Annotated in this window: 7 protein-coding genes; all 7 read left to right on the plus strand. The window is 71.2% G+C overall.

The features are described 5' to 3' along the window. Positions 1-110: 110 nt before the first annotated feature. Positions 111-8,627, plus strand: a complete 8,517-nt coding sequence (locus tag ACEN9V_RS13270; protein ID WP_413600709.1) for an isopeptide-forming domain-containing fimbrial protein — start codon at positions 111-113, stop codon at positions 8,625-8,627. Between the two features lie 194 nt (positions 8,628-8,821). Then, positions 8,822-9,799 (plus strand): DNA topoisomerase IB, encoded by a 978-nt coding sequence (locus ACEN9V_RS13275; protein ID WP_402727256.1) that lies wholly within the window; start codon positions 8,822-8,824, stop codon positions 9,797-9,799. Positions 9,800-9,891: 92 nt separating this feature from the next. Further along, entirely contained in the window at positions 9,892-10,719 is an 828-nt protein-coding gene (locus tag ACEN9V_RS13280; protein ID WP_281266013.1) for a DarT ssDNA thymidine ADP-ribosyltransferase family protein, read from the plus strand. Positions 10,720-11,319: 600 nt separating this feature from the next. Beyond that, positions 11,320-11,628 (plus strand): 30S ribosomal protein S10, encoded by a 309-nt coding sequence (gene rpsJ, locus ACEN9V_RS13285; RefSeq protein WP_017885534.1) that lies wholly within the window; start codon positions 11,320-11,322, stop codon positions 11,626-11,628. A 13-nt stretch (positions 11,629-11,641) separates the two neighbouring features. Beyond that, positions 11,642-12,298: a 50S ribosomal protein L3 gene (gene rplC, locus ACEN9V_RS13290; RefSeq protein WP_413600710.1), complete on the plus strand. Its 657-nt coding sequence runs from the start codon at positions 11,642-11,644 to the stop codon at positions 12,296-12,298. Positions 12,299-12,300: 2 nt separating this feature from the next. Further along, complete coding sequence (gene rplD, locus ACEN9V_RS13295) at positions 12,301-12,960, plus strand: 50S ribosomal protein L4 (RefSeq protein WP_281266011.1); 660 nt, start codon at positions 12,301-12,303, stop codon at positions 12,958-12,960. Then, positions 12,957-13,256 carry a 50S ribosomal protein L23 gene (gene rplW, locus ACEN9V_RS13300; RefSeq protein ID WP_111009849.1) on the plus strand — a complete coding sequence of 100 codons (300 nt, stop codon included), beginning with the start codon at positions 12,957-12,959 and terminating at the stop codon, positions 13,254-13,256. Before rplD ends, rplW begins: the two co-directional genes overlap by 4 nt. Positions 13,257-13,261 lie beyond the last annotated feature (5 nt).

Consider the following 13,261-nt stretch of genomic DNA (forward strand, 5'->3'; position numbering starts at 1 on the left):
GGGTCCCGCGGTGACCCGAACACCCCCGCAACGCTGCTCGACCCTGCCCAGTCGACGGCGCGGTCTGCTGTGCCTCGCGTCATCCGAAGACGACTCGAGAGCACTCTCCGATGCGACTGTCCCTCCTGCCCGCACGCCCCCGATCCATGGCGATGGCGGTGGTGATCGCCCTGGTGACCGGGCTCCTCGCGGTGTTCGCGATCGCGCAGCCCGCATCGGCGGCCTCGACGGTCAGCGTGATCGCGAAGGCCGACGACTCGGTGCTGAGCGGGGCGCCGGCGACGGTGACGCTCACGGCGAAGAACACCGCCGACGCCTCCGGGGGGACGGATCTCTACAACCTCGGGTACTCGTACACGCTGCCGGCCGGCGTGACCTACGTCGCGGGCAAGGCGACGGCGGACGGCACGGCGCTGCCGGATCCCACCACGACCACCCTCGCCGACGGCGGAACGCTCCTCGTCTTCTCGAACGTGTCCGACCTGGTCTCGGGCGACCAGAAGTCGATCGCGTTCCAGGTCACCGCGTCCGACACGGTCTTCCCGGTGGGCACGTCGTTCACCGGCACGGCGCAGATCGCCGTGAACAGCGACGCACGCAACATCCCGACGTTCGACGCCACCGGGGCTCCGGCGACGAACACGTCGAACTCGGCGACGGCGACCTCGAACCCGACGTCGATCTCCGCGATCCGCATCACGAAGGCGGAGGGCAGCCCCGAGAACGAGCTCGTCCGCGGCGTCCACGACCACCCGACGGTGTACACGCTCACCGTGCAGAACACCGCGACGGCTCCGAGCACGGACGTCACGGTGACTGATCTCCTGCCGGCGGGGCTGGAGTTCCTCGGCTGCGGCACGATCGACAACACGACCTCGGGGCCCGAGTACGAGGGTGCGCCGTCCCTGCAGTCCGCCACGGCGGCCGGCGCCACGGGCGAGTGGGACCAGAGTGCCTGCCTGACGCCGCAGAGCGTGACCACGGTGGACGACGTCGCGGGACAGGGCGGCAAGGTCTTCACGAAGGTCGTCTGGTCGATCCCGACGCTGACGAACACCCCGGTCACCATCAAGTACCTCGCCGCCGTGCCGCTGTTCGAGAACACCATGTCGTTCAGCGGGCAGGGCACGGGCAAGCCCGCCGGGGCCGTGTCGGCACCGGCCGCCACGGGCCTGCAGGACGAGGCGAACCTCGACAACAACAACGGTCCCTCGACCCGTCAGGACACCGCCGACACCACGTCGAACGGCCGCGGGCAGGAGAACACCGTCGTCGCCGCCGGGACCTACACGGGCAAGGTCGGCGGGACGGCGACCTCGGCACAGTCCGCGAGCGCCGCACTCACCGTCGAGGCGATGGACCTCGCCGTGGCGAAGTCGGTCACCACGCCGGCCGGGGGGTCGTTCGCGGCCGGGAAGTTCGCGACCTACTCGCTGGACGTGCGGGCGAGCGAGTACGAGTCGTCGGCGGGCATCACGTTCACCGACACGCTCGGCGACGGACTCTGCCCCGCGTTCCCGGTCGGTACGCCCACCACGGGGACCTTCCCCGCGGACTGCACGCTCTCGATGAACGCGTCGCTGGACCAGCGGATGACGAACGCCACCGTCGACCGTGTCGCGTACGACGCGGCCACGGGGAAGTTCACGATCTCGTTCCACATCGCGGACATGGCAGCAGACGGCGCGACGACGGTCCGGTACCAGGCGCTCATGCGGACCGCCTACTCGGTCACGGGCTCCGGCGGGCCGACGTCCGCCGGTGACTCGTTCGACAACACGGTCGCGATGACGGGCACCTCCACCGGTGTCCACGGCGACAGCGGCGCCACGAAGGTGGTCGACGACTCCCGTGCGTCCATCACGTCGAAGGCGCCGGTGATCTCGAAGTCCGTCCTGCCGCGGAGCGCGAGCGACGGCGTGACGAGCTCCGCCGACTGCACCGCCGACGGCCGGCCCGGCTCCTACGTGACGACCACCCCGAGCGACGCCTTCCAGCTCGGGGACGTGGTCTGCTTCAAGCTGCAGGTGGACTTCCCGGCCGGCGTGCAGAGCCGCAACGCGACGATCACCGACATGCTCCCCGTGCACACCACGGCCGGCAGCAGCTGGGACGAGGACACCGACTGGTCCTACGGGACGGAGAGCACGGTCCCGGAGTCGGACGTCGCCCTGAAGTCCTCGTCGTCGACGATGGGTGCGTTCGCGATCGGGCACACGGTCTCCGGCGCGAGCGGCACGTACGTGGACGGTGACACCGACGGTGCACGGGTCGTGCTCTACGTCGCCGCGCGCATCACCTCGCAGGGCTCGAGCGCGACGACGGTCGACCTCGCCGACAACCTCATGAAGGTCGCCCAGCAGAACACCGCCGGCGCCGTGACGAGTCTCCGCACCTCGGTCGGCTACGCCGTGGCCGGGACGCCCACCGCGACCCTCGCGAAGGACATCGTCGACGCCGACGGTGCGGTCACGAACCCGTCGACGACGACCGAGGGCGCGACGCTGCACTACCGCCTGACCGTCGGCAACAAGCCCGCGACGGGGACCAGCACGGCCATCGGTGACGTCACCGTGTGGGACGCGCTCCCCGCCGGCGTCGAGTGTGCTGCCGTCGCCGCGATCTCGGACGACGGAGTCTGCGGTCCGGCTCCGACCGGCGCCGCGTCGCAGTACGCGTCCTCGCGCTACCTCCGCTGGACGATCCCTTCGATCGACGCCGCTGCCACGAAGGCGCTGACGTACGACCTGACCGTGCCGACCCCGGGGTACGTCGGCACGGCGTACGCCAACACGGCATCGGTCACGAGCTTCACGACCACGACGAACGCGGACACGACGACCACCTGGATCCCGGCGAAGACCGCTGGGAGCACCTTCACCGCGACGCCGGGGGCAGGGCAGGGGACTGCGCCGAACGCCGATGCCTCGCGAGCCGTGTCGATCCCGGCCGTGGCGGTCGAGAAGCGCGGCAGCGCGGTCGCCGACTCCACGACGAACCTCTCCGGTGACACCGCGGCACCCGGCCAGGGCGTGACGTACACCTACTCCGCCACCGTCCCGGCGCACACGAGCGTCGGCAACGGCGCGCTCAGCGACCCGTTGCCGACCGGCGTCTCGACGACGTCCGCGAGCAGCTGGACCCTGACCTTCCCGGACGGCAGCACGATCACCGTGCCGGCTTCGGCGCAGTCGACCGACGTCGACGGGACCTACGCCGGACAGACCTTCACGCTGACCGGGACGGGGAACACGCTCGGTGCCGGTGCCGTCGTCTTCCCCACGACCTTCGACAACGCCGGGGACTCGACCGCGATCTTCTCCGTGACCGCGTCCGGGCTCGTGGTGACGAAGGGGGTCGGGAAGTACGACGCGTCCGGTACCGCCCCCGGCACGGTCACGAACACGGCGACGTTCTCGTCGAAGCCGGCCGACGGTACCCCGTCGACGAGCACCGCCGCGAAGACGATCGCGGTCCAGCCCCCACAGGTCGGCATCACGAAGACCAACAACCTGGGCGGCCGGACCGTCGCCGGTCGGGACACCGTGACGTGGACGCTGACGGCGAAGAACACCGCGTCCACCGCGGACGCGCGGTCGACCGTGATCGCGGACTGTTTCCCCGACGACCTCACCCTCACGAGCAGCTCGCGTGCCGAGAGCACGCCGACGAGCGCGCAGCGGAGCGCACTGGGCTCCTGTCCGACCGGCACCACGCTGCACACCTGGTCGGTGGGCACCTTGGCCGCCGGCGCCTCCGCGACGATCACCGTCACCGCGACGGTTGGGACGGCCGCCCCCGCCGGACGACAGTACGTGAACACCGCCAGGGTCCTCGCGTCCAGCCTCGACACCGACTACGCCGCGGCGAACACGTCGTTCGTGCAGGTCGCGACCGCGACGAACACCGTGACCGTGTCCGGACCGTCCATCGCGAAGACGCTCACCGCGCCGACGTGGAACGCCACGACCGGGGCCGGCACGGGCACCGCGACCACGAACCCCGCGAACAAGAACGCGCTCCCGATCCGCGCGGGCGACACCGCGACCTACCGCATCACCGCGACCGTCCCGGCGAACGTCGCGATGTACGACGGCCGGATCACGGACACCCTGCCGAAGGGCATGACGGCGGTCGGGACCCCGACCGCGACCGCGAGCGACTCCTCGGTCACGGTCACCCCATCGGTCGCCTCCGGGACCGTCACGGTGCGGATCTCCGACATCGCGTCGGGGCTCGGCGCACCGCTGACGATCACGGTCGACGTCCCGGTGCGGGTCGGTGCCGGTCAGTCGTCCGGCACGGCGTACTCGAACACGGCGAAGCTCGCCTACGACCGGACGGCGAAGGGCGCCGAGCCGACCGACGCATCGACGACGTCGAACCAGGCGAACGCGACCGCGGTGACCCCGTCGCTCGCGATCGCGAAGTCGGCGACGGTGGCCGGGCAGACGACGACCACCGCGAAGGCCGAGCCGGGCCAGGACATCACCTACGCGGTGACGGTCTCGAGCTCCGGTTCGCCCGCGTACGGCACGAGCGTCACCGACTGCGTGCCGGACGGCATCGTGGTCGACCCCGCACGGATCTCCGGCGGCGGCACGCTCAGTACCGACGCGAAGTGCGGCGGCGGCGTCATCACCTGGCCGAGCACGACCTTCGGCACCGGTTCCACGACCACGTACACGTACCACGCCGTGCTCGCCGAGGACGCGGAGCTGACCGGTGACGCCCTGGTGAACACCGCCTCGACGGGCACGTACACCTCGCTCCCGGACGGTGACGGCGGCTCGTACGGCCCCACCACCGCGAGCGCGTCGGTGACCCCGTCGTTCCCGTCCGTCGCCGTGGCGAAGTCGAACGACACCGTCGGCGGGCTGTCCTACCTCGGCGTCCCGTCCGACTTCACGGTGACGTTCACGAACACCGGCAGTGCCGCGACCTCCGTCGCCGCGCGAGACGTCCTGCCCGACGGGTGGACCTACGACGCCGGCAGCTCGACGACCGCCAGGAACGGAGGCGCCAGCACGGCAGCTCCCGACCCGTCGGTGGCCGGGACCACGCTCACCTGGGCGGACCTCGGGGCACTCGGGACGAACGAGACCCTGACCCTGCACTACCGCGCGACCCCGACGACGGCCGCCGCGACCGCGGCGGGCACGGCGACGAAGCACACGAACCACGTCACCGCGACGATCACGGACGCCTCCGGCGGCACCGGGTACGACGGCGGCGCCGGCTCGTTCACCACCTACCCGAAGCAGCAGGACGGCACGAAGGGGACCGACGCGACGGCGACCGCCTCGATCGCCGCGGCCGACCTGTCGATCGCCAAGAAGGCGACGACCGCGGACGTCGTGGCCGGCGCGACGACGGCGAAGGCCTGGACGATCGTGGTCACGAACACCGGCGGGGACGCCGCACACGGCACGACGGTGGTGGACACCGTCGCCGGGCTCCCGGACGGTGCGACCCTGCGGTTCTCCGGGTCGGGCTGGACGTGCACGACGACCGGCACGGACGAGCAGACCTGCGTCAACGGCGCCGTGGTCGCGTCGGGCTCGGCGTTCCCGGAGCTCGACGTCGCACTGACGCTGCCCGCCGACGCCCCGCTCACCGCGATCCGCAACAGCGCGACGATCCATCAGGGCACCGGCCAGACCTTCGACCCGAACGACGCGAACGACTCGGACTCGGCGAGCACCACCCCGGTCGCGATCGCGGACCTCGCCATCACGAAGACCGCAGCAGCCGACCGGTTCACCGCCGGCGGGACCGCGTCGTGGACCCTCTCGGTGCAGAACGTCCGTGACCCGGCCGAGCAGAGCGTCTCCGACGCCCGCGGCACCGTCACCGTGACCGACACGCTGCCGAGCACCGTGCAGCTCGAGCAGGTGACCGTCGCGGACGACAGTGGGTGGACGTGCGACACCGACGGCAACACCCTGACCTGCACCCGTGACGGCCTGTCGAACGGGACGACCGCACCGCCGATCACCGTCACGGCGACGGTGCGGCCGGACACGACGGCGTCGCAGACGATCGCGAACACCGCCCGCGTCGCCGTCGACCCGTCGACGACCGACCCGAAGGCGTCGAACGACGTCAGCAACACGAGCACCCCGGTCGATGACACCACCTCGCTGACGATCGCGAAGGCGTTCTCCAGCGACCGCCTCGTGGCGGGCGAGCCGGCGGACTGGACCATCACGGTCAGGAACACCGGCACGGCCGACGCGCGGAAGGTCGTCGTGACCGACGCGCTCGAGTCGGGGACGAGCCTCCAGGGCGGGTCCCAGACCGACGGCGACTGGACGTGCACGTCGGACGACACGGTCTCCTGCGTGCTCGACGGCACCCTGCGTGCCGGGACGACGTCGTCGTTCACCATCACGGTGACGACGCCTGCCGGCCTCTCCGGCACCCTCGCGAACACGGCCGTGGTGCGCTCGGACAACGCGGCCACACAGACCGCGAGCACCTCGAGCACCGCGACGCAGACGGTCGGACTGCGGGTCACGAAGACCGCGGACGTCCAGTCGGTCGACGCCGGTGAGGACGTCACCTACACGATCCAGGTCGCGAACCCGGACGGGCCGTCCGACCTGCCGGCGGGCGACGCGACCACCCCGAGCGTCCGCGTGCAGGACACGCTGCCGGTCGGTGTCGAGTACGTCGGGCTGACCGACGGGACCGCCGCGCACTGGACCGTGGAGTCGAACGTCGACGGCGTCCTGACCCTCGTGAGCACCGACGGCATCGCCGCTGGTACCACCGACCCCGACACCATCGGCGTCGTGGTGCACGTCCCCGCCTCGTTCCGCGGCTCGTCCATCGTGAACACCGCCACCGCCGCGCCGGTCACCGCGAAGGGGGAGACCGCGCACGACGACGCGACCGTCGACGTCACCACCTCCGCGGACCTGTCGATCACGAAGACCAGGACCAGCGCGGCCACGGCCGACGCCGGTACGGACGTGACGTACGACGTGACCGTGACGAACGCCGGCCCCTCGGACGCCCAGCGCGTCACGTGGACCGACTCGGCTCCGGCCGGGATGACCGTGACCGCGGTCAGCACGGACGACGACGGGTGGCAACAGGGCGCCGACCCGACCTCCTGGTCCACCGGCACGCTCGCATCCGGTGCGTCCGCCACGTTCCACGTGTCGGCGGCGATCGCCTCGGGGACGCCCGCCGGCACGCTCAGGAACACGGCGACGGTCTCGTCGGGGACGGACGATCCCGACCCCTCGGACGACACCGCGGGGGCCGACGTCGACGTGACCACGCACGCCGCGCTGACGCTGTCGAAGACCCCGGTCGACCGCACCGGGTCGACGGACCGTTCCACGACGACCACCGCCGGCGGCCAGCAGGTCTGGTACCTGCAGGTGCGCAACGAGGGACCGTCCGACGAGCAGCCGGACACCGTCGTCACCGACCAGCTGCCGGAGGGCATGCGGTTCGTGGCCGCGGAGTCCGACGGTGCGGCCTGGACGTGCGACGGCACCACGGACACCACCGTCGTGACGTGCACGCTGGGGTCGACCGTCGTGGCGGGTACCGACGCGCCTGGACTCTGGCTGACCACGGCGATCGCGTCCGGCTACACGGCCGGTGCGATCGAGAACCGCGCGGCGATCACCGCGCAGGGCACGCCGGAGCCGATCGGGACGAACGGTGGGACCGCGGTGGCCCCGCTGCCTGTCGCCGCCGTCGCGAACGTGCAGATCAGCATCGGGCACAGCGGGAAGGCCGTGATCGGGAAGGACCTGCCCGAGACGGTGCAGGTCCGGAACGCCGGGCTCTCCGACGCGGCGGCCGTCACCGCGACCTACACGTTGCCGAAGGGCCTGACGTACGTCTCGACCGAGGCGGATCCGGCCTGGACGGTCACCGGCGTCGTCACGAACGCCGACGGCAGCACGACGGTGTCGTTCGCGCTGAGCGGCACGCTGCCGGCCGGCACGCTGGCGCCGGCGATCACGGTGCACCAGACGCCGACCGCTGCGGCCTACCCCGGCGTCACGCCGACGGCGACGGTCGCGACGACGACCACCGAGACGACGTTGGCGGACAACGCCGCCGACGACGAGCTCGCGGTCCAGCCGCTCTCGAGCCTCTCCGTGACGAAGACGCACACCGGCGAGCTGGTCCGCGGGAGCACGGTCGGGTACACGATCACGGTCAGGAACGCCGGGCCCACCGAGGACCCCGGCCCCGTCGTGGTCACCGACGCACTGCCGACGGGACTGTCCTTCGTGAGCGTCGACGACCGCGCCGCCACCTGCACGACGGGCTCGACGGTGTCCTGCACGCTCGACGAGCCGCTCGCCAGCGGTGACCGGATCGCGATCCAGCTGACCGTCCGGGTCGCCACGGACGCCCCCGACCGCATCACCAACGTCGCGACCGTCCGGTCCGCGACGACGCAGGTGACCGGTGCGGTCGCGACGGATCCGCTCCGCGCGAGCGACCCGGCTCCGGTCCGCGCCGACCCGCAGCCCCGTGCGCTCGCGTTCACCGGTGCGGCCGGCCTGGGACTCGGTGGAGCGCTCGCGTTGCTCGCGCTCTCGCTCGGCCTGCTGCTGCTCCTGCTCCGCCGCCGACGCGACGCACGATGACGGAGCGGCGGACGATGACCGAGCGGCGGGCGGTGACCGCCTGACGGACGGGAGGACCGGTGCACGCCCGCACCGGTCCTCCCGTCCGTCGTCGGTCGCCACCACCCCGTCGGCCGGCAGGGTCCGCCGGGTCGCGGTGCGCGATCCGTCGCTTCCTGCTGCCCCGCTGAGGCGGGTCGTGTTTGCTCGGAGGGGTGACACGCCTCCGCAGATCCGCGACCAACGGTCGTGGCTACCACCGCGTCCGCTCGGGCAAGGGCTTCTCGTACCGCGACCCCGACGGGCAGACGGTGACGGACCCCGGTGTCCGGCAGCGCCTCGAGGACCTCGTCGTGCCGCCGGCGTGGGAGGACGTCTGGATCTCGCCGTACGACAACGGCCACGTCCTCGCCACCGGCATCGACGCGGTCGGACGGCGGCAGTACATGTACCACCCGTCCTGGCGCGAGCGGATGGACCGCATCAAGTACGACCGGGCGCTCGCCCTGGCGGAGTCGCTCCCGAGCGCACGCCGCGGCGTCACCCTCGACCTGCGACGCCCCGAGCCGGACCGGCGACGCGCGCTCGCTGCGGCGTTCCGGATGCTCGACCAGGGATCGCTGCGGGTGGGGTCGGAACGGTACGCGACCGAGCACGGCAGCCGTGGTCTCTCCACGTTGCTCTGCGCGCACGCGCACGTGTCCGGTGACGACATCGAGCTCTCCTTCCCCGGCAAGAGCGGGCAGGAGTGGTCGTCGTCCATCCACGACGCCGACCTGTCGAGCGTGATCGCCGGGATGAAGCGACGCGGACCCACGGCGCGGCTGCTGTCCTTCCGTCCGACCAGGGGAGCCGACTGGGAGCCGCTGTCGGCCGAGGACATCAACGCCTACGTCAAGGAGCGTGCAGGCGACGAGTTCACCGCGAAGGACTTCCGCACGCTGCACGGCACGGTCGCGGCGGCGATCGACCTGGCGGAGACCGGGCCGCAGTCCAGCGAGGCGAAGCGGAAGCGTGCGGTGTCGCACGCGGTGAAGGCGGCGAGCGAGGTCCTCGGCAACACCCCGACGGTGGCCAGGCAGAGCTACGTCGACCCCCGCCTGCTCGACGCGTACGAGCACGGCGAGACCATCGATCCGAAGCGCGAGCACGCCGCGGAGTCCGAGGTCCGGGCGCTGCTCTACCGCCAATGACCTGCATCGGTGCCGCGACGCGTCCGGGATGACGTACCGTTGACCCTCGTGCCGTCCCACCCCCACGCGGCACGGAAGGACCCACATCAGTCGTGACCGACGAGTGCATCCACGGATTCCCCACCGAACTCTGCGACATCTGCGCGCCTCGACAGCGCGAGGTGCCGGACGTCCCCAAGGCCCCCGCGCCGCGGCGCACCCGCGTCAGCACCTCGCTGCGGTCGACCCCCGGCGGTTCGCCCGCCCGTGCGAAGGCGACCGCGCTGCGCACGGCTGAGCCGGACATGCCGGCCGCCCGGGTCTTCGGCGCCCTGCGCGCACACCACGTGACCCACATCGACAACTTCGACGGGATCGTCGCGGACGGGGCGATCCTCGCGTCCGACGCCGTCACGCCGTCGTACGACATCAGCGCCCCTGCTGCCCGCGCGGCCCGCGCGGCGGCGACCGCTCCCGACGGGTCGAGCGTCGCCAGCCACGTCCCGTTCTCGCTCTCGCCCGACGGCGCGCGCTGGGACGAGGTCCGACGCGGGGCGCACGACACCGAGCGCTGGTCCGACGCCGCCCGGCACGCCCGTGGCGTCGACTACGTCGTGCTCGTCGTCCCCACCGCGGCCTTCGGTGCATCGGTGATCCTGGCGGACACGGACGCCGACGCCGAGGACGTCCGGTTCGCCGTCGGTCCGGAGGCAGCGGCGAACCTGCTGCGCCGCACGGACCTCACCGACCCGGAGATGCACGGCGTGGAGGTCCTCGCCGGGCCGAGCGTGCCGTTCTCCTCGGTGGCGGTCATCGGTGTGCCGAACGACCGTGCACGCCACGCCGTGAAGGACATCCTGTCCGAGCACGGCGGGCACGTCCCGCGCGTCGCGGTCTTCCCGCCGTGGTTCGTGCCGCCGGTCGTCCCCGACGAGGACTGACCCGAGCGCCCCGGCTGTCCATCGCGCCCCCTCACGAACACCGCACCCCGCCACCCCGGGGCGCGATGTCCGGGAGGGGGCGCGACGCATGTCGGCGGGGGCGCCCGAGGCGTCTCGGGACGTGCGCTGCGGGGCGGACGCGAGCCGGGCCTCCAGGGCGGTGGATCCGCGGCGGACCGGGGAAGTACGCTGGTCTCGACACGCCCGGGGAAACGCGACACGCCCGGGTTGCACGGAACCCCGGGCTATGGGAGACTTGTCCGGTTCCGAAATTCCGGGGGCGTTCGCGCCCCGAAGGATCACTGCACTGGCAGTGCACAACCCCCTTGTCCAGCAGGGCTGGGTTGGGCCGCAGGCAGCAGAACACATCGAAGCCCCACAACCTGACGGACACCCGTGTCCTTCAGCCGGGGTGGCGATACGTCCACGCGGGCCGTCGTGTGCAACACGGCATGACCGTCCGCGCGGTTGACAGGAGAACAGCGGTCATCCCCAGCGGATGCGTCCGGTGATTCACGCAAACAGCCAGGTCCGCACAGGGCGGAACCCGGCGGCGTCAGGCGGCCCGAGGGTGCGCGGCGCAGAGAGGACAGAGAACACATGGCGGGACAGAAGATCCGCATCCGGCTCAAGTCGTACGACCACGAGGTCATCGACACGTCGGCCCGGAAGATCGTCGACACGGTGACCCGTGCCGGTGCGACCGTGGTCGGCCCGGTGCCGCTCCCCACCGAGAAGAACGTGATCGCAGTGATCCGTTCTCCCCACAAGTACAAGGACTCGCGCGAGCACTTCGAGAAGCGCACGCACAAGCGGGTCATCGACATCGTCGACCCGACGCCGAAGGCCGTCGACTCGCTCATGCGTCTCGACCTCCCGGCCGACGTCAACATCGAGATCAAGCTGTAAGGGGGCTGAACTGATGGCGAACACAACCAAGACCGTCAAGGGCCTCCTCGGCAAGAAGCTCGGGATGACCCAGGTGTGGGACGAGAACAACAAGTTCATCCCCGTCACCGTGATCGAGGTCGGCCCGAACGTGGTCACCCAGATCCGCAACGTGGAGCGCGACGGCTACGAGGCGATCCAGATCGCCGCTGGCCAGATCGACCCCCGCAAGGTGAACAAGCCGGCCGCTGGCCACTTCGAGGCCGCCGGGGTCACCCCGCGCCGCACCCTCACCGAGATCCGCACGTCGGACGCGAGCGAGTACACGCTGGGCCAGGAGCTCACCGTCGACGCCACGTTCGAAGCCGGCGCGAAGGTCGACGTCGTCGGCACGAGCAAGGGCAAGGGCTTCGCGGGTGTCATGAAGCGCCACGGCTTCGCCGGCGTCTCCGCATCGCACGGTGCCCACCGCAACCACCGCAAGCCCGGCTCGATCGGCGCTTCCTCGACCCCGTCGCGTGTCTTCAAGGGCATGCGCATGGCCGGTCGCATGGGTGGAGAGCGCGTGACCGTCCTCAACCTCACGGTGCACGCCGTCGACGCCGAGAAGGGTCTGCTGCTCGTCAAGGGCGCCGTCCCCGGTGCTCGCGGTCGCTCCGTCTTCGTCCGCACCGCCGTGAAGGGTAAGTGATCATGGCCACCACGACTGCAACCACGATCGACGTCCTCGACGTCTCTGGCGTCAAGTCCGGCTCCGTCGAGCTCCCCGCCGAGCTCTTCGATGTCGAGACCAACGTCCCGCTGATCCACCAGGTCGTCACCGCGCAGCGCGCCGCGTCGCGTCAGGGCACCCACAAGACCAAGAACCGCGGCGAGGTCCGCGGTGCTGGTCGCAAGCCGTTCAAGCAGAAGGGCACCGGCCGCGCGCGTCAGGGTTCGGTGCGTGCTCCCGAGCACACCGGCGGTGGCGTCGTCCACGGACCGACCCCGCGCGACTACTCGCAGCGGACCCCGAAGAAGATGATCGCCGCTGCGCTGCTCGGCTCGCTCTCGGACCGTGCCCGCGGTGGCCGTATCTCCGCTGTGGAGGGCTTCGTCGCGGCCGAGGTGCCGTCGACCAAGACCGCCCGCACGCTCCTCGAGAAGGTCGCGCCCGTCAAGAACGTGCTCGTCGTGCTCGAGTCGGACGACGAGCTCACGCTCAAGTCGATCCGCAACCTGCCGAACGTCCACGCGCTCTCGTACGGCCAGCTGAACGCATACGACGTCCTCGTCTCGGACGCCATCGTCTTCAGCAAGAGCGCCCTCGACGCCTTCATCGCGTCGAAGACCGCGAAGGAGATCTCCGCATGAGCGGCTTCAACAAGGACCCGCGCGACATCATCATCGCGCCCGTCGTGTCGGAGAAGAGCTACGGCCTCATCGACCAGGGCAAGTACACGTTCCTCGTGGACCCCCGCGCGAACAAGACCGAGATCAAGCTCGCCATCGAGAAGATCTTCGACGTCAAGGTCGCCGGCATCAACACGCTGAACCGTCCTGGCAAGACCCGTCGCACGCGTTTCGGCATCGGCAAGCGCAAGGACACCAAGCGCGCCATCGTGACGCTCAAGTCCGGTTCGATCGACATCTTCACGGCTGTCGGCTGAGGACC

It is taken from the genome of Curtobacterium sp. Curtsp57 (assembly GCF_047324335.1).
Lineage (GTDB): Bacteria > Actinomycetota > Actinomycetes > Actinomycetales > Microbacteriaceae > Curtobacterium.